The following is a 21,542-nucleotide window of genomic DNA, read 5'->3' as shown; positions in this document are numbered from 1 at the left end:
ACGGCGCCAGTATTTCCAACGCCTAGATTTACAGTTACTATTGAAAGACTTAAGCGCATTTTTTTGGACACTGAAGCGCTGAGTTTTTAACTTTTGGTAGAATGACGCGCCGTAGTGCGCGCATGTGGGTGTAATGCTTCGTGGGGACGAAAATGGCACTGGGCGAAGACGGAATGGCAGCCAGGCATTCTGAGGATACTACAATTCATGCAGAAACAATGCTTTCAGTGGTCGTACCCACTTACAATGAAAGCAAGAACATCCATGAGATGGTCAACCGGCTGGATGCAGCCCTGAAGGGTATTCTTTGGGAGCTGATCTTTGTAGACGATGGCTCCCCTGATGGGACAGCAGACATCGTGCGCGCAATCGCTCGCGAAGATCGTCGCGTCCGCCTTATCTCACGCCATAACCGCCGCGGCCTCGCCTCAGCGGTAATTGAAGGGGCACTTGCGGCGTCGGCTGATATCGTCGCCGTTATGGACGGGGACCTGCAGCATGATGAAAGCGTGCTGCCAGACATGTACCGCCAGGTTCGCGATGGAGAGGCTGACCTCGTCTCGGCCAGCCGCTTCCTGCTGGCCGATGGCGCAAAGGGGCTTTCCTCTGCCAAGCGCGCGGCAATCTCGAACAATGGCATCAAGCTGTCCAACCTCATCTTCAAGCTCGACATGACAGACCCGCTGACCGGCTTCTTCGTTGTGCGCCGGGATGTCGTGCGCCGCGCGCTGCCCGATCTGTCAGAGCTTGGTTTCAAGGTTCTGATGGATTTGATCGTCTCAGCCCGCCCGCGCCCGCGTGTGGTCGAGGTGCCCTTCCGCTTCCGTGAACGCAAGCACGGCGCCTCCAAGCTCGACAACCGGGTCATGTACGAGTTCTTCCTCTTCTTCATCGAGAAGAGGATCAGCTCGATCCTGCCGCTACCGGCGCGCTTCATCTCGTTCGCCTTCATCAACTCCATCGGCATTCTGGTGCATCTGGCGGTCCTCTTTCCGGCGCTATTGCTTCTGGGAAATCGCGGGGCAGGAGACGGCTTCGTAAGCGCCCAGCTGGTGGCGACCTTCGTTGCAATGGGCTTTAACTACACCGTCAACAACCTCGTCACCTATTCTGACCGCCAGCTGAGGGGGGCAAAGTTCTACTTCGGGTTCCTTGTCTTCGCGACGCTCTGCTCTGTCGGCATCCTTGGTAATGTCGGCGTCGCCAGCGTGTTGCATGAAGATTACCCCACGCTCTCGGTCTTCATACCGGCAGTGGCTGGCGCACTGATAACGGTCGTGTGGAACTATGTTGCCACAAACGCCTTCGTCTGGGGCCGCGCGAAATATCCCAGCATCATGGTTAGACGACGGGCATCGTTGAAGCATGCTGGCGATCAACAGGCAGCGTAGGCGAGGGTTCGCGCAAGGGGCTGGGGCTTGAGCCAAATGGAGGGCATGCTTCAGCTTCCTTGCGAAATAAGAGGCACGCCCCCTAAACGCCCTGGCTGACAAGTGTGCCCGCGATGAAGAACACCCCCGGACCAAAACTTGCATGAAATAGGAAACCGGCAAGGTCCGGCAAGAGAGTTTGACACCATGACCAGCCAAAACCTGCATCCAGCCAAAAGCACCGGCCTCATCACAAAGCTTCAGGCCCTGTATGCGCAACATCAGCAGATCCTTAAATACCTGCTCATCGGCGGAATGGCGAGCGCGATCGACCTCGCCCTGTTCTTCATCCTGTTCAATCTGGTGAACACATCCGAACTGATGGCCCATTCGGTCTCAGTGCCGACGGCGGTCGTTTTCAGCTTCGTGATCAACGCGCGACACAATTTCAAGACCACCAATCATGCCTGGCTACGCTTCTTCAGTTTCTGCGTGGTCTGCGCAATCGGTTATGCGGTCGGTTACGCCATAATCATCTCTGTCCAGCAAGTATTCACGGATGCAGTAGTCGGGGCAAATATTGGCAAGGTTTTATCCCTGCCGGCTGTATTCATCGTCCAGTACCTCCTCAACTCCAAGATCACTTTCCGCAAAACCGGTGGTGCCGTCAGCCCGTAACATCAAAGTTCAAGGATTATTGAATCATGACAAAGCCACGTATCGGGATCATTGGTGGCGGCCTGACCGGTCTGACGACCGCTTACCGGCTCACCAAGGAAGATGTTGCCGTTACCATTTTCGAGGCCGGTGACTGTCTCGGCGGCCTTGCCGCAGGCTACGACCTTGCCGGCTACAGAATGGAACAAGCCTACCATTTCCTGTATAAAACGGATGAATACATACTCGCCCTCGTCAAGGAATTGGGCCTGACGGACAAACTCAGCTTTCACAAATCTTCGGTTTCCACCTATTACGATGGAAAGCTCTATCCGATGGAAAGCCCGATCGACCTGCTCCGGTTCACTCCCATCAGCTTCTTTGACCGCATCCGCGCAGGTGTCACTGTTCTCTGGCTGCAGCGCGAACGCAACTGGCGAAAGCTCTCGGAGATCACTGCGCTGGAATGGCTCCGCAAATTTGCCGGGCGCGCCGTGACAGACGTGATCTGGGAACCGCTCCTGCGTGGCAAGTTCGACCGCTACTATGATAAGGTTACAATGTCCTGGCTCTGGGGGCGCGTGCTTCAGCGCGTGGATTCGCGCGATGCCAAGCTCGGCGGCGAAGCGCTCGGCTATTTTGATGGTGGTTTCAAGACCGTGATTGAAGCGCTGGAGGCTCCGGTTCGCGCAGCAGGCTATGATGTGCGCTTCAACACCTTTGTCGAAAAGCTCTGGCACGATCCGGCTACAGGTGAAGTCGTCGTCACGTTGAGAGGCGGGGAAGAACAGCGGTTTGACCGGGTGCTCGCCACCGTCCCGTCAAATGTCCTGGCAAAGATGATTGCCGACTACGAATCCATCAATTCTACCTATTTCGACAAGATCCGCTCGGTAGAGTATCTTGATGCCGCCGTCCTCTCTTTCTGCACGCCGCAGAAGATCACCGACTTCTACTGGCACAACATAAACACCCCCAATTCGCCTTTTGTGGTGTTCCTGTCTTTCTCCGCATTGATCGGCACCGAGTCCTTTGACGGCAACAACATATATTACATTGGTGATTACATTCCGCCCGAACACAAATACATGTCGATGCCAGCCGAGGAACTCAAAGCCCTCTGGTATGCAGAGTTGAAGAAGATGTTCCCGGATTTCGATCCCAGCCAGATTATCGATGATGGCCTTTTCCGTATGCGGAATGCGCAGCACATCGTTGACATTGGCTTTGAGGAAAACAAGCTGGTGCCGCATGAAACACCCTGCCCCGGTGTCCTGATGTGCAATTTCAGCCAAATCTATCCGATGGACCGGGGGACCAATTATGCTGTCCGCGATGGCAACCGCATGGCCCGGTTGCTGATGGACACCCTGGCTTCAGGCACCACCGATGTAACCTCGCCCACCAACCCGCCGCTCACCATGCCCGCCTCCAGCCGCAAGACGGAGGCCAGCCACACCCTCGCCACAGCGGCCAAATAGGCAGCCTTCCAGAAAACCTCAAAGTCAGGATAACAGATGACCCTCTCAGGCCGGCTTCAAGCAGCATGGGCAAGGCTGCGCGGTCTTCCGCTTTGGCTCCAGCTTTCCGGCTTTGGCGCCATAGTGGCAGGCTTCCTCGCCTTCATCTTCTTCCTCGGCTTCGTTTCGGGCGAGCGCGCGGTGGGCCCTGCCTATCCCTTCTTTGCCAAGGTCACAAACAAACTCGAAAACGTGTTCTTCGGCCGTAAGCTTCCACCCCAGCTGGAGTCGACCGTTTACAATTCTGCGCTTTTGCGCCTTGAGGCAAAAGTCGCGCTCGTTGATACGGGACGCGACCCAAACGATACCAACATGCTCAGCCGCAATGGCGGGGGGCTCACTTCATTTGGCGAAAATGTGCTGCTCCTCGCCTATAATGGCAAAATCTACGCGTCCTCCGGCCCCGGCGACGTCCGCGAGACCGCCGTCATGGGCCCGGACAACAACCAGACCGCCTACCAGGCCCTGCCGGACAATCCGGACTATGCGGACTATTCTTTCCATCGTGGATACCTGCGTTACAATGACCTGATGTATGTTGAGGCTCCCTCCGGCCCGCTGCTGGTTGCATCCTACACAGAGTTCAATCCCGAAGGCAGCTGCTACGCCAATGCCCTTGCAAAACTTCCCCTGCCCGTCGGCGCCACGAGTATAGATGAGGTCTCTGCTTCCCCGCAGGATTGGGAAGTCATCTTCCGCACCACTCCCTGCCTGGAGTTCAAGAAGGAACACTTGGCGATGGAAGGCCACATGGCCGGTGGCCGCATGGTGTTCCAGGCGCCTTCCTCCATCATCCTCACCAGCGGGGATTTCCATCTTGACGGCATGCGCTCGGCCGGTCCTGGCATCGCGCAGGATCCTGATGCGATGTATGGCAAGACGCTGCTGGTCGATGTGGAAACCGGAGAAGGCCGCATCCTTAGCATGGGCCACCGCAACATGCAGGGCATCGCCGCCCTAAAGGATGGGACCGTTCTCGTCGCCGAGCACGGCCCGCGAGGGGGGGACGAACTCAACATCATAGAAGACGGTCTCAATTATGGCTGGCCGCTGGAAAGCTACGGCACCACCTATAGTGGCACCCCTATCCCGGGCGCGATCTCTTTTGGCCGGCATGACAGCTTCGCCAGGCCAGTCTTTGCCTGGATGCCTTCCGTTGCCGTCTCCGGCATGGCGCTTATCAACGGCTTCGATGAAAGCTGGGAGGGAGACCTCCTCGTCTCGGCCTTGTCTGACCTCTCTCTATTCCGGATACGGATGGAAGGACAGATACCCGTCTATTCGGAGCGCATAGAGATTGGCTCGCGCGTGCGCTATGTTCACCAGCACACCGACGGCCGCATCGTGCTGTGGACGGATAATTCAGAACTGATATTCCTCTCCCCGCTCCAACGGGTTGATGAGGGACAACGCTTCCAGAACTGGCTGGCAACTGCAGACCTGCCCCGCGGCGTAAAGTCCGGTGTCGACACGGCTATGGGCCGCTGCGTCGAATGCCATTCCTTCCAGATTGGTGACGATGATAAAGCCCCCAGCCTCGCCAAGATCTTCAATGACCCCATCGGGGAAACCGCCTTTGCCGGATACTCCGACGGCCTGAAATCCAGGAAGGGCAACTGGGACCGGGAAAGCCTCACGGCCTTCCTCGACAATCCCGATGCCTTTGCTGACAGCTACATGCCCGCTTCCGGCATCAATGACCCCCGCGTCACTGAGGCTCTGATAGACTATCTGGAATACCTCGACAGGCAGTTCTGATCGGGTGGGAACAACGCCTCCATACTGCCCTGGCAGGTGGTGATGCGCGTACTTTGGGGAGCGGTTCAGAAAGGGCCTGACTGTCGAAATAAATCAGGGATGCGAGCTTCTCAGGTCACCCGATAGCTGGCTACCAGCGGTTTCGACATGATCATCCTGCCGCTTTTACCCGGCGTTCCCTATCTTTCTGTCCCCGCGCCGGAGGCCGCCTATCGAGACCATTCTTCCCGGACAAGGCCTGATCCAGCCTGTGTTTGAGGATGCGTAGATGAAGTTGTTCTGTTTGCCCGGCAAACGACCGCATTGGAACGACGCCTTTCAGTTGACGGACGTACGCTGATTGCCCAAAACTTTCCCCGGCGCCACCTGGGGCAGCACAAATCTTCCGCGCAGTCCGCGATGACCAAGTAGAGAGCATCATGACCGCCACGCCGGTAACCAGTATCACTGCCGCATCCGGTCAGCGCCTGGAAGTCCTGGACGGGCTGCGGGGCCTGGCGGCGCTGATGGTCGTCGCCTTCCATCTCCTCGCCCGCTGGGCCGAGCCGATGTTCTACCCCACGATCTATCCGCACGGAGATGCCCTCGCCACCTTCCTGCCTTTACAGGTCGCCGGGCAAGTCGGGGTTAGTCTCTTCTTCCTGATCTCCGGTTTCGTCATCATGATGACGCTGGAGAAAACGACCGGTCTTGCCGACTTTACCATCCGGCGCGCGGCGCGCCTCTGGCCTGCCATGATCTTCTGCGCCAGCCTGTCCGCGATACTGATCAATGCCTCCGGCATCGCCTATGTGTATGAAAATGTCGCCCGCTGGCAGGTCACGCCGGTGGAGTACTTCTCCTCGATCGTCTTTGTACCCCCTGATCTCACCGCCGCCATCTTCGGCATAGAGCAGGCCGACAGGCCCCGCTGGGTGGAAGGGGTCTACTGGACGCTCTGGTGTGAAGTGCGTTTCTACGCACTGGTGGCGCTCGCCTACTGGATCAGTCCGCGTGCGCTTTTCCTCTGGGTATGGGCGGGGTTGCAGGCGCTTTCTCTCGGGCTGGACATAATGATCGAAGCCGCCATGCCGCTGTCGAGCGGTCTCTGGTCTCTCGGCCTCATCGTCCAACCGGAAATGCTCGGCTGGTTCACTCTCGGCCTCGTTAGCTGGAAATGGCGGGAGCCCGGCCAGCGCCTTGTGCTCAGCCTGCTCGCGATCATGGCGTCCATGGCCATTCTCTTTGGCACGATCCTCATTATTGGCCCGGGCGGGGTAGAATTTGCCAGTTTTGCCCCCCGCAATGCCGTCATGCTTGCCATGGCCGGATTGCCCTTCATCATGTTCCTCACAGGCAGCCCACTCCTGAAGCCCCTCACCTGGAAACCGGTCATCGCGATCGGCCTCGCCTCTTATCCGCTCTATCTCTTCCATGAGCGCCCCGGTATGATTTACCTGCACTGGCTGAACTCCGCCAACATCCCCCCCTGGGTTGCCCTCATCATCGTCTTTGCCCTGTTGATTGCCACGGCCCTGCTTATCCACAAGCTTGTGGAAATGCCTGCGCAGCGCTTCATTCTGGCACGCTTCCTCAGCGGCGCTGGTCGGCTGCAGGCTCGTTTTGGCCTGCTGCGCATGCCCGGGCACCGGCTGAAGCCCCCGCCCGCGCAGGGAAACTGATTGCGCAAGGCACGGCTTTTGCTAGGCGTTGGGGGTTCGCCTCCTCCTTGTTAATTAACCGGACCCGCGCCCGTGACGACGCCAGCTTATGACGCCCTCATTCTCGTTGATCCCCGCTTCATGGGCGGAACGGCCATGGCCGTGGAAACTGATGTGCGCGCCCTCCAGTCAGGCGGGCTCAAGGTTGGGCTGCATTTCGTCAACAGCACCGGTTTTTTCCAGCCGCACGAGACACCCAACCCGAAACTCTCCGCCCTGCTCGATCTTCCAGGCGTGGAGCCTGTTGCCGACGACCGACCGGCGCGCGCCCGCGCGGCCTTCTTCCACCATCCCGAACCCTTCCAGACACGCATTACAAACCCTATCATTGTCGAGGCGGCTGCCAGCGTCGTCATATGCCACCAGGCGCCGTTCAAGGGCGACGGGGCGCTCGGTTATGATCCTTTCACCATTCAGCGCCGCATCGCCCGCCAGTTCCGCACCAACCCCTTCTGGGCACCGATCTCCGGCATCTGCCGCGCTCAGCTAAGCAGCTTCGCGCCGCTGCTTCGCCTGACCGAGCAGGACTGGCCCAACAGCTTCCACACCGGCGAGTGGCAGCCAGGCCGCACAAAGTTTACCAGCCAGGTGCTCACGGTCGGCCGCCACGGCCGTCCGCATCCGGATAAGTGGGGTGACACCCCTGCGGGAATTGCTGCCAGCCTTCCCGCCGACGCGCAGACCCGTATCCGCACGATGGGCACAGACCGGGCGTTCTTCACCTCGATGGGCCTCGACACTGCGGCCTGGGATATACTGCCCTTCAATGCAGAACCTGTTCCGGCCTTCCTGGGCAGCCTTGACGTCTTCTCCTACTTCCACCATTCCCGCTGGACAGAAACCTTCGGGCGCACCGTGGCCGAGGCCATGCTCATGGGCGCGCGGTGCATCCTCCAGCCTGGTCTTGAGGCGACCTTTGGCCGGCATGCGATCTATTGCGCGCCGCAAGAGGTCTCCGCCGCGCTTGATACCCTGCGCGCAGATCTGCCCGGGGCCCGCGCAGCAGCCATGGCTGCCCGCGAATGGTGCATCACTTCTTTTGCGGCAGACGCGGTTCCTGCCCGGTTCGAAAGTCTCGCGCGCGACCGCGGTACCCTCTCCCGGCAGGGCCGCATCGCCGCTTCCCCTCTTACAGCAGCGCGCCGGTGGGCCGGTTTCCACCGCCGCCGCCTGCGCAGCAAGGCATAGGCACCCCTTCATGACCTCTCAGACCCCGCCTCTTTTCATCATCGGCGCCCCCCGTTCCGGCAATACACTAACCCGCCGTGTACTGATGGCCTCTGGCCAGATCTACATCCCGCCGGAAACCTATGTTTTCGGCGAAATAATTTCGCGCTGGTCCAAATGGCACCGCCTCACCTGGCGCGAAAAGATTTGGCTCGCCTGTGCCTTCTTCGACCGCCATCCCCACCGCGCTGATTTCGAGATCGACAGCTTCACCCCGCTAACCAAAGCGTTGGAAGATGCACCGAAGGACCAGCGCACACTGCGTCACTTCTACAATGCGCTCTACGCCTTCATGGCAAAGGAACACGGCTTCACATCTGACCGCTGGGGCGACAAGACACCCTGGAACACCTACCATCTGAAAGACATCGTCAAAGCTTATCCCGATGCATGGTATCTTTACCTCAAGCGCGATGGCCTTGATGTTGTCGCTTCGCAGGTAAAGGCCGACATGCGCGACATCCGCAGCTCTGCCCAACGCTGGGTCGATGCAAACACTGCCTGCCTGCAGCACCTCAAGAATACAGACCGCCCCCCCCTCACTATTTCCTACGAAGACCTGGTGACTGAACCGGAAGATGTCTTCCGTCGCATCTTCGCCTGGGCCGGCCTGAGTTTCGAACCCGGCCATCTGATCCGCGTGCCCGAGCGGCTTGCAGATGTCGAGCGCCATGCCCATCACGCAGCCGTCACGCGCCCCATCACGCCGGATTCTATCGGCCGTGGCCGCGCCAGTCTAACCGCGGAGCAGCTTGCAGACCTTCCATCCGGCTTCTATGAAATGATGGAAAGGCTTGGTTACGCCTCTGCCCCCCATAGGCAGGAAAGGCATTGATCAGGCTCTTTCCGGGAGGGCATCATGGGCTGGATCACCAACGCGAAAACGCGCGCGCAGGCTTTCGTCGCGGCTGAAGAGGCGCCCGTGGCCCGCTGGTGGCTATGGTTTTTCGCTATTGTCGGCGCGGGGACGGTCCTGCGCTTCTGGAATCTGGGCGGCGCGCCCATCTGGATGGATGAAGCCGTTACGCTCGCTTTCGCCCGGCTGGATTTTGGTGCCATCCTGTGGGAAGACATCGATAACCATCCGAGCCTTACCTGGGTGATCCAGCGAGTCTGGTACCTCATCAATCCCGACACCTCGGCTGCGCGCGTGCCTGTTGCCTTCTTCGGTTCGCTATCGGTGGCAGCCCTGATGCTGGCCACACGGGACATACTGTCGGCCCGGGCAGCTATCTTTGTCGGTTTGCTGTTCGCGTTCTCTACGGGCCATATTTATTTCAGCCAGGACGCCCGGATGTATCCATATGTGGTGTTCGGGCTGATCCTCGCCGTATGGGGCGCCCTTGGCCATGTCGTTCACGACGCGCGTCGACCGGCCATCTATGCCGCGCTTTACATCATTGGCGGCGGATTTGCGATCTACAGCCACATCATTGGCCTGATTGCCATGGCACTCATCGGCTTTTCAAGTCTCGCCGGCGGCCTGCTGAGCGGACAGGATGAAGCCGCCCGGCTGCGCTTTATGCGCGCCTGGTTACTTCGCAATGTTATCCTTTTCGTGCTCACCCTGCCCTGGCTGATCGCCATCTCCGGTGCCTCGGGCACGTTTCCCGGTCTCGCCGATGGCATCCCACTCAGCCTTGTTCACTGGTACTACCGCAATGTCACCGGCTTCCCTGGCCTTGCCAATCTGTCCCTGCCCTTCGAGGCTATTCTCTACGCCCTTGCCACTCTATCCATTCCCATTGCCTGGCTTAGCGGCCGCAAGGGCCTTGCCCTGCTTCTCGCTGGGCTCATAATCGCCTACCCGTTGGTTATCATGGCAATGCATCTGCGCCAGCCGATCTTTGGCAACCGCATTTTCCTGCCCAGCATAATTGGTGTAACGCTGGGAGCCGGTTACGCGCTATCTCGTCTTAAGCCCATTCGCGCAATGACCGTCACGGGCGCGCTGCTGGCCGTCGCTGCCTTCATCTCATCAGCCTACGAACTGGCGCACCGTGTCAAACTTGAAGACTTTCCCGGCGCCTACGCCTTTGCCGAGCAGAACGGCTTTGACGCCGCCCCTACGCTAACCTGCGTGCATTTCCAGACGGCCGCCGCCTGGGAAGCCCGCAGGCAGGGACGCATACTCTATGCCCGGGGCAGCGAGGTGCTCCATTACAAAGGCCCCGAATACTGGCAGGCGGCCCGCATGGGCATGAGCTGGCTGCGAGCTGCGAATGCCAGAGAGATCGACGCCGCCCTCGGGGGTGGATGGCTCATCGAAGGTGGCCTGGAGGCTGCTCTGTCGAACGACGATCAGGTCATGTTCATCCGCGCCTTCTGCCCCGACGGCTACGAAGAAAAGATTGAAGCAAGGCTAGCCGCGCTTGGCTTTCGTAACTCGAGCGAGGCCAACATCCAGGGCAACGCGGCGGACTTCGTTATCCTGGAAGCACCCTCCACCCGCATCACCCTCTACGCCCGTTAACTCTGGCTTCAGACTGTAAAACCAACCCTCTATGAAACCGTTGTAACGGGCCTGGCGGTAATCCTCCCTGAAATCAAACGGCTTGAAAACTAAGCGTCTCCGGCGTTGGTCATCGACGAAGAGGAGAATGAACCGAAGGCAGGCGCTACCGACAGATCGGGATTTACCGAGCCGCCGAACCTGGCGATCCTGAAGCTGGGCGCGTACGGCGTGCCTGCGCCTGATCTGTGCCGCGGGCATGGGATCAGAAAAGCGACCTGTAACAACTGGCGCAGCAAGCATGACGGCAGGGACGCGTCGCTAATGTCAGATATGAGCCGCAGGCAGGCGTCGTCAAATCGTTGGCGGAAGGTGGGGCGGAATGGAAATCGCACCGCGATTTTTCGCTGAACGGGCCGAAGAAGGGCGTGCCTGCAGCGCTGGCGGTTCCAGAGCGGCCGAACGCAATGTGGTCGATGGAGTTGGCTTCGCCTGCCTTCGGCGCATGGCTGACCAACTCAGTGATGGGCGATCCTTCCGGACACTGAACGTGCTTGATGACGTCAATCGCGAGAGCCTTGCCATTGAACTCGACCTCTCCCTACTGGCAGCCCGCGTGGTGCGCACGCTCAACCAGATCATCGGGTGGCGCGGGACACCGATGTGCCCTCGCGTCGACACTGGCCCCGAAAAATGTCAGCGCCGCGCTACAAAGCTGGGCGGCAAAGCATGGCCTCGGGATCTTCTACATCCAGCCCGGCAAGCTGCAGCAGAATGCCTATGTCGAGCGCCCCAGTCGGACGGTCCGCCAGGAATGGCTCAGCCAGTTCATCTTCAACACGATCGAGGAGGTCAAGGAAGACGCCACCAGCTGGCTATGGACTTACAACAATGAGCGCCCGAAGATGGGCATCGGTGGCATGATCCCCGCCATGAGCCGAACACTGGCGCAGCCAAGCTGGCACTTGCCGCGTGAAGTCCCGCAATTCAGCCGCATAAAAATGGGAGAACTACCGTTACGATCTCGAGACAATGCGTGCGCGGCCTTCCAGTTTGGGATCGTAAAGTCTGAAAGCCGCGATCCCGGCGAGCCCCTGCATAAACACCGGGGTTGTGAATGTCTGCCAAAGGGAAGATTCGGTGAAACTCATGGTCAGATTGACGGCCAGCAAAACCAGCAGCGCAGAGTTCAGCAAGGAGCCGTCCCGGAGCCAGAGCAATAGCATTCTGAGAGACGTCCAAGTCAGATAAGTCACAAACAGCGCCAATCCGATATAGCCGAGATGCACGCGGACTTCCCAATAGGCACTGTGGAAAGTCAGCTTTGTACCGACGGGTTTAAAGTCATTTATGTTCAGCGTCTGCGCTGCGCCGGTATCGTATTGCCAGAAGCCCTCCAACCCGACGCCGAGCCAGGGCCGCTCCTGGGCGGCCAGGCGCGCGCCTTCCCAGAGGGCTGTCCGACCGGTCAGCGTCGGATCCTTTCCAACAAGGTCAAGGAACCACTCTACGAAGCTGTTCTGCGGCAGGTTCAGGACGACAATGGCCCCAATAAGAGCGGCTATCAGCCCAAGCAAAATCACCAAGAAGGGCAAACCCTGCACCTTGGAAGCCGGTGACCAAAACAGCTTGATTGCGACTAACCCGGCGCCTCCCAATACAGCAAACACCAGCGCTGTCGCCGACTCTGCCAGCACGATAAAGAGGAAACAAACCGGAATGAACGGCAAGGCCAGAAGCCGGATGGGGGCGGCCTCCTTATCGTCCAGCGCGGCAATCAGGCTAAGGAGCATGCAGAATAGCATATGGAGGGCAAAATAGTTCTTGCTGCCGTAATACTCCCCACCATACTGGAACGTCGCCCAGTTGGGGGCCACAATGATCGTGGTCAGCATGCCCGCAAACATTACCGCCCTGAGGGTCTGGCGTGTTGTAAGACGGCCCGCGATCACGACTATGACGAACGCTGACAGGAACAAGAGTACGCCCTGACGCATAGCCTGTGACGGATAAGGCGACCACCCCATGGAGATAAGGCCCAAGATGGCTAAGATATAAAGCGGCCAGCACTTCAGAAGAAGGGGCATCAGGCGCTTGTAGTCATGGACCATGATCGCCAGAAATCCGAGGATGCAAAGATAACGAAGCGGCGAGAACTGGTCGAGCGGCAGATAGATGATGAACATCCACAGGGTGACGAACGCCTGCTCAGGCCACCCAGCGCCCTTCTGGACAGAGTAGAGGTTCACATAGGCTGGCTCGACAGTCGCGCTTTTGCGGGCGTATGCGGAATCAGACACAAGAAACCTCCGAAACCTGGCCATCTGTGCGGCCATATCGGGAGACCATACGGCAGAAAGCTGCAAAGATCATGAAGCCTGCTTCTCGTTCACCACCGGATCGATGATCTGGGACAGGAAGCCCGGGGGCTGGATGAAGGTCTCTTCGGGCAGGGCTTCCAGAGCGCCGGAATACTCGGACAGGCGGGAGGCATCTTGCAGCAGGTCCGCCGCCAGCGCCGGCAGGGTCTGGCTCAGAGGCTCCTCCAGCACAAAACCACAGTTATGGCGGGCAATCCACAGGGCCGTCTCGGTGCCAGCCGACGCGATAGGCGGCACACAATAATAGCCCCCTTCATAAATACGGTTTGGCAGCAGCCAGGTAGAATTGAGCCCCGCCTCCATGAAGTCGCCCGACCAGACCGCATCGAGGCCGGCATAGATGCCGGGAAGATCTTCCGGAGACCTGTACCGTCCAAAAAAGGCGATGTTCTTCCGTGAACTGATCATAGTCTCGAAATCAGGGATTTCGGTCAGTGCGGGCACGCCGTGCAAACGGATTTCGACCTGTGGGCCGAACTGGTCGGCCAGCTGGCAAAGCAGATCAAGTGACCTCTGACAGCGGAGATTTCCGACCCAGCCAAGGCGAAGGCGCCCCGGTATGCCGCTCTGGCGGCCTGCAGCGCGCGCGCCGTAGCCAGCGTGGCCGGAAAGGCGGTTCTCCAATAGATGGCTCCGGGCCGTGCCGGGATAGTAGCGCTCGAAATGCTGTTTCAGATAGGCGGGCGAAGAGACCACCAGCGCCTGCGAACGCCGAAGCAGCCAGCCCTCTATGGCTCGCAGGCCTATCCCGATCAAATCCTTCCGGCACAGCAGTCGGTGGATGTCGAGGCATTCATAGATAACGGGCGTCTTCAGCCGGGCATGGCGTTTGGCCAGAAAGGCGCAGGCCAGCATATCAAGATTGCGCGCATAGATCACATTGGCTGAGTGAAGCGGGCTGCCTGCATCCGCCGCAATCCGTGCACCCCGGAAAACCTGGCAGATCCGCTGCAGGAAGGCTGCGTCGCGTGTCTCCCCGAGGTCAATATTTTCCCACTCAAGATCCAGCGGCTCACGCCGGCGCATCATGAAGCCGGTGACTTCAAAGCCATCATCCTGAAACGCCCGCACACGCCGGCGGATCGCTGCATCTGCAGCATCATGGCCGAAGAAGGCGATCCTCGTCATACTTGGTCCCCGTGATGCGGGCCGGTAAAGCATACGCGCCCCACGACTTGTCACCTGTTCCCGAACCTGCGCTGCCTATTCGGCCGAAATCCGGTCGGCCGGGTCAGTGAGCTTACTGGCCTTGGACGGCGGCACCTGGACTGCGACGGAGGATTTGGGGCCTTTGGTGTTGGGCTTCGGCGACTTGGGTTTCGACCAGCCGAAAAGGCCCGGCTTGGCTTCCATCTGGTAGTATTTGCGATAGGCCTTATACGTGGCCCCCGGATCGCGATGATGTCGGCGGCGATCGAGGTCTACCATGTTGAGGGTCACGCCCAGAAGGTCGGCATTGAAATTGCGCAGCAGGGTGAGCGACTGACGGGCGGCCGACCGCGTGGTCTGGCGCCAGCGCACAACAAGGATCGCCTTGTCGACCTTGCCTGCGACGACACGCGCCTCAGCCATCAGCAAGAGCGGCCCCGTATCAATCAGGATGATGTCATACATCGACCTCAGGCGTTCGAGCAGCTCGTCAAAGGCGCGCGTGCCGAAAACATCGTGGGGCGTATGCCCGTCCAGCGAGAGGGGCAGGATGTCCAGCATCGTCTTGCGATCCTTAACGATGGCGTCGGACAGTTGGCACGCCCCGAAGAGATGTTCCACAAGGCCTGTTTCGGGTTTCAGCCCAGCCATTTCGGTAAGTTGGCGACGGCGGAAGTCGCCATCGATCACCAGGGTGCGAGACCCGGACATCGCAGACATCCGGCCGAGGCTCAGCGCCAGGCTGGTTTTACCTTCATCGGGCAGCGACGAAGTAATCGCCACCGTCTTGGTTTCACTGTCGAGGTCGGAGAAGGCAATCGCCGCACGGAGATAGCGGATGCTTTCCGCATAAGCCGACAGCGGATTCTCGACAAGGACGTCTGCCGGACTCGTCTGACCAAGCCCGAGAAAACCTGCCGTGCGGATCAGCGGCACAGACCCGATCGGATTGGCCCCGAGCTTGATCTCGACATCTTCTGCCGTGCTGATATTTGCATCGAACAGTTCCGTGACAACCGCCAGAGCGGCCCCGATGACCACGCCCAGAATGCAGCCCAAAAGCAAGTTGAAGAAGACGCGCGGGGAAGCAGGCGCGCGCGGAACAGATGCCGTGGAGAGGATGCTGGAATCGGCAGTAATCAGAGCGTCCTGTTCCCGCGTCTGCTTGGAGCGGGCCAGAAACTCTTCAAGCATTACACGGCTGGTCTCGGCATCACGCTCAAGCTCGCGCAGGCGGACAAGGCTGACATTGTTGCCTCGAAGCTGGGATGTCGAGCGGCCGATCTCACCCTGAATTGAGTTGAGCTGAGCCTGCGCCACCTGCAGGTCACTTTCAAGGTTGGCCGCGATGCGGTTCATCTCGGCATTCATCTGCCGCTCGATGTCAGTCACTTCATTGCGCGCACTGATGAGGTCGGGGTGGCGGTCTCCGACGCGCGTTTCCAACTCGGCGACGCGGCGCAGGATTTCGGACCGCTGGGTCTTGAGGCTGTTGATGAGGTCGGAGTTGATGACTTCCGAGACACCCTCGACGCCAGCGCCGCTGTCGATCTGGCGGCGCATGCTTTCATATCTCGCCCTGGCCCGGTCCACTTCGATCTGGGCCTGTCCGCGCTGGCCGGTCAGGAAGGCGATCTGCTGTTCTGTCAGGGTTGTGCCCTGAGCCTCAAGCAGGCCGGTTTCAGAGCGAAAGCGTTCTACATTCTGCTCTTTCTCCTCAACCTCGTCGCGCAGGCCCGTCACACGCTCCAGAAGCCATTCAGTGGCTTTCCGGGTGGCTTCGTATTTCTTTTCAAGCTGCTGGACCCTGTATTGTTCGGCAACCTCATTGGCGAGGCGCGCGGCGGTCTCCGGCGATGTGCTGGTCACCTCCACGGTGAGCAGATAGGTCGTGCCGATGCGGCCAACGCGTACCTTGTTCATCAGTGTTCCGACGGCACCTTCGAACAGGGCGTTCTCCTTCTGCGCAGGTGTCATTCCTGCGAAAGGATCTTTTTCAGAAGTGTCTCCGCCCAGCAGCCCAACGACCGTTTTCCGAGCCGACGAGACAAAGCTCTCCTTCCTGGGCTGAAGCGTCCAGTTGAACTCCGGATCCTGTATCAGGTTCTGCTCTTGCGCCACGCGGGACAAAAGGGTCCTGGACCCTATGATCCGTACTTCGGTATCAATGACAGAAGTTGTTGCCCCGCCGACTCCGGAAAACAGCTCCCCAAGGTCGATGACATTGATCTGGTTGGTATCAAGCTGGATCACCGCCTGCGCCCGGTAGGTCGGCGTCTGCGTGAAGGTCATGTACGCCACCAGGCCGAACACGGTTATGAACCCGGCAAAGATCAGCCAGAAGCGCCGGTAGATCATCCCCATAAGCGACTTGATGTCGAAGAGGTTGATGTCCTGCGCGCCCGAGTTTCCGCCGGAACCGACGCTGGAGGGAAGCTCGATAGTGTATGACTTGGTCAAGGCTGGGTCTCTGGAAAGGTTCTGGAAGCCCCCAGGATGCGGGCTTCCCAGGGAAGTATCAGTACGGGAACAGACGAACGCCGACGCCCGCCCGGGTCACGCCAAAAGAAGGATCTCCGAACACATCGACACCGGTCACATCACGATCAAGCCGATTGAGGAAGACATCAAAGTGCACACGGCGGTTGACCTTGTAGATGGCTGAGACGCCAAACTCTGTTGCTTCATCTTCCCGGTCGATGCCTTCAAAATCAGTGACGCGGTAGATGGCATCCCCCCGCAGTACGATGTTGCGACGAAGCTCATGATCGACGCGGAAACCGCCGCGGGTCTGAACCGCTGTCGGAGAGGAGAAGAAGCCTGTATCCGTCACGCGGCGGGTGCCGGTGAAAGTGAAGGTGGTGAGTTCAGTAGGGAACCATTGCAGACGGCCATCGAAAGACAGACCGGAAACATCTTCGAAGAAAGTATCGCTCCTGGTTTCCTTCAGATAGCCCACCGCGACATCGCCGCGAACCAGCGCAGCCAACTCGAAATCGACACCGGCAGCAACCGTATAGCCTTCAGAGTCGCGTGAGCGGGGAATACCACCGAAATCCTGCAACGCATCATGCTCGCGCTGCTCATAGGTGGCCTGGCCAAACACAGCGAAGTTGGGGGAGACAGCATAGGACAGGCGCGTGCGCCCGTCGACGACTGTCCGGTCACGGTAAGTCTGGTCGATCAGCGCGCCGGTGCCAGTCTGGCGGCTGTTACCATAGTCTTCCTCGCGAATGCCCAGACCATTTGTCCAGCGGACGCGGTCGCTCTGATAGATCAGGCTCACATCGGCGCCTTGCACCGAAACGCTGATCGGCTCATCCGGGCTGAAATCGTTGGTGATGTCGGTGCGGGGCTCAATCCGCTCTTCGGCATAGATGCCACCGCCGAGGGAAAAGTTCCGGGTTACATCCAGCCTTCCGTTCACGCGAGCGCGCAGGTCATTATTGGACTCGTTGCCCTGGTCAAAATACTCGTTGCGGCGCGCTGAAACATCAAAGCCGACCTGATGAACACTCCAGGTCGTTGCCCCGGTCGCCGCGACGCCGGCGTTGCCAATGGCCCCAGATTGCTCATCCTGGGACGAAACGAAAATGTTGTCTGAATATGCAACACCCAGTTCGGCTACCGGGCGCACCATGAACGCACCAAGCCGCACCGGCTCGGGGTCGAATTCAGGCTGCGCGCGGTCCTGAACCGCAGTGTACTTGTCCCGGCTGTAGAAATCATTGCCCTGCGCATTGGCCACTGAGGCAACAATCGCGCACAAGGCAACGCTGGTTAGGGTCATGCGTTTCAGATCAGTCATGCGAAATACCATTCTCACTTTGGTGTGCGTGGCCTTTCAGGCCCGAACTGTTGGCGGTCCCCTGCAAGTTCAGCGCCACCCCGCCCGGTAGGCTTTGAACGCGTTCAGATCGACGAATTAGAAAATCTTTCTACGCGGAAATGGATTACAATTGAATATCACGATCTCGTAGATTTCGCCTCTGAAGGCGCGCTTCATCTGAAGTGATCGCCTTGCGGGCGCGCAAGTCTAGACTTAACAGGGTCTAAACGGCTGTGTTTGAATTTGATTTAATCTGGAACAAAACAAAGAGAAGCGCCCCGCAAAGGCACACAATTCCGTTTGAGAATATCTTTGCCAAGTCCTGTATCGCGCTCTTATACCTGATCAATGCCAACACTCTCCCTCGCTGCAGCCTGCGCAGCCGATTATCGTCTGAAGGCGGAAAAGCGCCTTCCGCGCTTCCTGTTCGATTATCTGGACGGGGGGGCCTATGCCGAGCTGACATTGCGACGGAACTGGGCAGACTTCGAGGCCATCGAACTGCGCCAACGCATCCTGCGGGATGTTTCCGACCTCTCGACTGAAAAATCCTTTCTCGGCAATCGCTTAACGATGCCCCTTGCCCTCTCCCCCATCGGCCTTTCGGGCATGATGGCGCGCCGGGGGGAGGCTCTGGCCGCAAAAGTGGCTGGCGACTTTGGCATTCCCTATTGCCTCTCCACCTTGTCGATCTGCTCGGTCGAAGAGGTGGCCGCGGCCACCAGCGGGCCTCTCTGGTTCCAGCTTTACATGATCCGGGATCGCGGCTCAGTGGCCGATCTGATCGCCCGGGCAAAGGCTGCCGGGGCATCCGCTCTGGTCCTTACAGTTGACCTGCCGGTGGTCGGCACCCGCTATCGCGACGTCCGCAATACCATGAGTGGCGGCGGCGGCGCCTGGGCGCGCCTGCGACGCGGCCTGCTGTCCTACATGATGCACCCTGGCTGGAGCGTGGATGTCGGTTTACGCGGCAGGCCGCACATCCTCGCCAATGTTGCTCCTTATGTCGCCAACGCCGCCACGCCGGCGGACTTCTCGGCCTGGGCAAATGCCTCGCTCGACCCCTCGGTTAGCTGGAAAGACATCGAATGGGTCAAATCCCAATGGGGTGGCCCCCTGTTCATCAAGGGGATCCTCGACCGTGAAGACGCGCTGGAAGCAGTCAATTGCGGCGCCGACGGCATCATCGTGTCAAACCATGGCGGACGACAACTCGACGGGGTTTCCTCCACGATCCGCGCCTTGCCGCCGATCGCAGAGGCCGTGGCCGGCAAGACGCTGGTCCTGATGGATGGCGGCGTCCGCTCCGGTCAGGACATCCTCAAGGCCCTCGCCAGCGGCGCAGACCTTGTCATGATTGGCCGCCCCTGGGTCTATGCCCTGGCCGGCAGCGGCGTAAATGGCCTCGCCCACTTGCTGGCGGCCATGCAAGGAGAGCTTTCCGTTTCCATGGCGCTGACCGGCATCACCCGCGTGACCGCCGCCTCACCCAGTCTCCTGTCCTGACGTCCCGGCCAAAGCCCCTGGCAGAGCGGGCTTTCCAAAGCATGAGGCGTGCAAAAACCTGCCAAACCAGGACGGCGGAAGAAAAAACAGCCTAAGGCTTACCAGTTATCCTTCCCGTACATTGGCATAAACCCAAGAGAGTGTGGCCCGGGCAACTGGATTTTCACTCGAAGGATCACCCTCCCCGCTTCCCCCCTCGGGCACGGGACATCTTCCGGCCTTGGGTGGTATGCGCGGCCTTGCGGCCATCTGGGGCCTTCTTGCGCATTACACGATCGGCTGGACCCAAGAGTATAAGGGTCAGTCTATCTGTGCTTATGGCGACATCTTGTCCGATTGGCTCAGACCTGGCCCGCCGGTTCTGGCCTGTGGCGTGAAGCACTTCTTTTTCATCTCAGGCTTTGTCACAGCGGCGCTGCTGCGAAACTCCACCAGCCTGTTCTACTTTACCCTCCGTCAACTGAGCATGTTGTGGCCCGCACGGGTGGTCTGCACTACTCTGACAACGCCCGCGATTATGGTTTCGGGTAATTACCTGCGATACGACTCCAACGCTGGCTGGGAGTTTTACGCCGTCGAATTCCTGTGATCGATTGCCTGCAGAAGGCCTTCCCATTCACGAAGTTCCGCCGCGATCCTGTCTCAACACGCCTAGCCTGTTGTCAAAGCCCGCCCCAGGTCGAACTGGTATGACGCAGCGATCAATCGGGCTACATGAAAATTTCCGCAGATAGAATGTGCTGGAATTCCATTCCTGAGCCAGGCGTCAGGCTTCAAACCCGGCTGGAGACGGCAAAGGCGGTCAGCTTCATGGCAAGTCCAAACTGTCCCCGCCCAGCCGCATTCCGGATACGCCAGTGCAATGACCTACTGATCAACACAGCCAGGCTGCGGCCGACAGGCGATACAGTCTTCAGCGCCATGATAGCGGCCCTGTGGGCAGGAACCTCGTACAGGGGCGCGCAACCGAAACTGTAGGTGGTAGCGCCGGCAATGAGGGTCTTCTCGACCTCGCTCAGCGGTACATCCACGTGAAGCCGGGCGGCCTCGGTAAAGGTGGCCAGTGCTTCGGGCCACATCATATGCCGGGCAAAGACACGTCCCCGCTTGAGCAGGGCAACACGGGCCCTGACGCGAGCCACTTCCGGCATCAGCCAGACTGCAGGCGCCAACAACTCATCGTCGGAAAGATCAGCCATCAGCGGATCAAAGATCATCCGGTGGAACTTCATCCACTTTTCATTGTTCTGCTCTGGCGTGAACCGCATCTTGGCCGAGCCGCGGGCACCGCTGTGCTCGCGGTGCAGGCATACGCGTTCCGGGCAAAGTCGGCCGCGCGAATTCCGTGCTATCCGCAGCAGCATCTCATAATCTTGAGACCGGATGAAGTCAGGATTGAATTCGCCCACGGCAGCGTAGACGGAGCGACGCACGATCATGCCAGGCTGAAAGATATGGCAACCATCGAGCAGGTCGGGAAATATCTCCTCCGGCTTTGACGCCAGCCAGTAACCTGGTGCCTTAATCCTCTGCTCCCCCGTCAAGGGATCGACTGTGAAATCATCATGCCGCCCGGCACAGAACCCGATCAGGGGATCTTCATCCAGCGCTCCGGCTAAGCGCTCGCAAGCATCAGGTTCCAGCAAGTCGTCATCATCGCAGATCCAGATATAGTCCCCGGTCGCCAGCGTCATGCCAAAATTCAGAGCGCGGGATTTGCCGCCATTCTCCTGGCGCACATAGGTCACCTTGTCCGCATACCGCAGAACCACATCCTTGACGCCATCGGTTGATCCGTCATCGACGACAAGGATCTGGTTCACCGGTCGCGTTTGTACCAGAAGAGAATCCAGCGTCTCTGCGATCAGATCGGCTCGGTTAAATGTGGGCAGAATGACACTTACTTGAGATGTCATGCGATGCTCCCTTGAGCGGTTAACTCCAGCCTGCACATAAAGTCTAAACCCTCAAATTCGAGCCAGCATTACTTCTG

15 protein-coding genes and 1 pseudogene are annotated in these 21,542 nt (G+C 59.1%); 11 read left to right on the top strand and 5 right to left on the bottom strand.

What is annotated here, in order from left to right:
• Window positions 1-218 precede the first annotated feature (218 nt).
• The 9 genes and pseudogenes from KG722_RS01320 to KG722_RS01280 form a co-directional block, all read left to right on the top strand.
• Window positions 219-1,391 carry a glycosyltransferase family 2 protein gene (locus KG722_RS01320; protein WP_213268758.1) on the top strand — a complete coding sequence of 391 codons (1,173 nt, stop codon included), beginning with the start codon at window positions 219-221 and terminating at the stop codon, window positions 1,389-1,391.
• 186 nt (window positions 1,392-1,577) lie between these two features.
• The gene (locus KG722_RS01315; protein ID WP_213268756.1) at window positions 1,578-2,048 is read left to right on the top strand and encodes a GtrA family protein; all 471 of its coding nucleotides are present in this window, start codon (window positions 1,578-1,580) and stop codon (window positions 2,046-2,048) included.
• A 26-nt stretch (window positions 2,049-2,074) separates the two neighbouring features.
• Entirely contained in the window at window positions 2,075-3,508 is a 1,434-nt protein-coding gene (locus tag KG722_RS01310; RefSeq protein ID WP_213268753.1) for an FAD-dependent oxidoreductase, read from the top strand.
• Window positions 3,509-3,544: 36 nt separating this feature from the next.
• Window positions 3,545-5,305 (top strand): PQQ-dependent sugar dehydrogenase, encoded by a 1,761-nt coding sequence (locus KG722_RS01305; RefSeq protein ID WP_213268751.1) that lies wholly within the window; start codon window positions 3,545-3,547, stop codon window positions 5,303-5,305.
• Between the two features lie 419 nt (window positions 5,306-5,724).
• Window positions 5,725-6,966: an acyltransferase gene (locus KG722_RS01300; RefSeq protein ID WP_213268749.1), complete on the top strand. Its 1,242-nt coding sequence runs from the start codon at window positions 5,725-5,727 to the stop codon at window positions 6,964-6,966.
• 72 nt (window positions 6,967-7,038) lie between these two features.
• The gene (locus KG722_RS01295) at window positions 7,039-8,193 is read left to right on the top strand and encodes a hypothetical protein (RefSeq protein ID WP_213268747.1); all 1,155 of its coding nucleotides are present in this window, start codon (window positions 7,039-7,041) and stop codon (window positions 8,191-8,193) included.
• 10 nt (window positions 8,194-8,203) lie between these two features.
• Window positions 8,204-9,067, top strand: a complete 864-nt coding sequence (locus KG722_RS01290) for a sulfotransferase (protein ID WP_213268745.1) — start codon at window positions 8,204-8,206, stop codon at window positions 9,065-9,067.
• Between the two features lie 24 nt (window positions 9,068-9,091).
• The gene (locus tag KG722_RS01285; protein ID WP_213268743.1) at window positions 9,092-10,705 is read left to right on the top strand and encodes a glycosyltransferase family 39 protein; all 1,614 of its coding nucleotides are present in this window, start codon (window positions 9,092-9,094) and stop codon (window positions 10,703-10,705) included.
• A gap of 180 nt (window positions 10,706-10,885) precedes the next feature.
• A pseudogene (locus tag KG722_RS01280) lies at window positions 10,886-11,619 on the top strand (integrase core domain-containing protein); the annotation flags it as partial.
• A gap of 81 nt (window positions 11,620-11,700) precedes the next feature.
• On the opposite strand, the gene KG722_RS15320 reads toward KG722_RS01280, so the two are convergent.
• The 4 genes from KG722_RS15320 to KG722_RS01260 all read right to left on the bottom strand — a co-directional run bounded on the left by KG722_RS15320 (window position 11,701) and on the right by KG722_RS01260 (window position 18,022).
• The gene (locus tag KG722_RS15320; protein WP_213268741.1) at window positions 11,701-12,984 is read right to left on the bottom strand and encodes an O-antigen ligase family protein; all 1,284 of its coding nucleotides are present in this window, start codon (window positions 12,982-12,984) and stop codon (window positions 11,701-11,703) included.
• Between the two features lie 69 nt (window positions 12,985-13,053).
• Window positions 13,054-14,193: a hypothetical protein gene (locus KG722_RS01270; protein WP_213268739.1), complete on the bottom strand. Its 1,140-nt coding sequence runs from the start codon at window positions 14,191-14,193 to the stop codon at window positions 13,054-13,056.
• Between the two features lie 75 nt (window positions 14,194-14,268).
• Window positions 14,269-16,674: a polysaccharide biosynthesis tyrosine autokinase gene (locus KG722_RS01265; RefSeq protein WP_213268737.1), complete on the bottom strand. Its 2,406-nt coding sequence runs from the start codon at window positions 16,672-16,674 to the stop codon at window positions 14,269-14,271.
• 58 nt (window positions 16,675-16,732) lie between these two features.
• Window positions 16,733-18,022, bottom strand: coding sequence for an outer membrane beta-barrel protein (locus tag KG722_RS01260; protein WP_213268735.1), 1,290 nt, complete (start codon window positions 18,020-18,022; stop codon window positions 16,733-16,735).
• A gap of 369 nt (window positions 18,023-18,391) precedes the next feature.
• Here KG722_RS01260 and KG722_RS01255 point away from each other — a divergent pair, with 369 nt between their 5' ends.
• Both KG722_RS01255 and KG722_RS01250 read left to right on the top strand, forming a co-directional pair.
• Window positions 18,392-19,549: an L-lactate dehydrogenase gene (locus KG722_RS01255; protein WP_213268733.1), complete on the top strand. Its 1,158-nt coding sequence runs from the start codon at window positions 18,392-18,394 to the stop codon at window positions 19,547-19,549.
• Between the two features lie 220 nt (window positions 19,550-19,769).
• Window positions 19,770-20,138 carry a hypothetical protein gene (locus tag KG722_RS01250; protein ID WP_213268730.1) on the top strand — a complete coding sequence of 123 codons (369 nt, stop codon included), beginning with the start codon at window positions 19,770-19,772 and terminating at the stop codon, window positions 20,136-20,138.
• Window positions 20,139-20,322: 184 nt separating this feature from the next.
• Here the strand turns inward: KG722_RS01250 and KG722_RS01245 are convergent, their stop codons facing one another.
• Complete coding sequence (locus KG722_RS01245; RefSeq protein WP_213268728.1) at window positions 20,323-21,465, bottom strand: glycosyltransferase family 2 protein; 1,143 nt, start codon at window positions 21,463-21,465, stop codon at window positions 20,323-20,325.
• Between the last annotated feature and the right edge of the window lie 77 nt (window positions 21,466-21,542).

The sequence above is a fragment of the Hyphomonas sp. genome, from assembly GCF_018402285.1.
Classification (GTDB): domain Bacteria; phylum Pseudomonadota; class Alphaproteobacteria; order Caulobacterales; family Hyphomonadaceae; genus Hyphomonas.
This window is presented reverse-complemented; position numbering and strand designations above follow the sequence as displayed.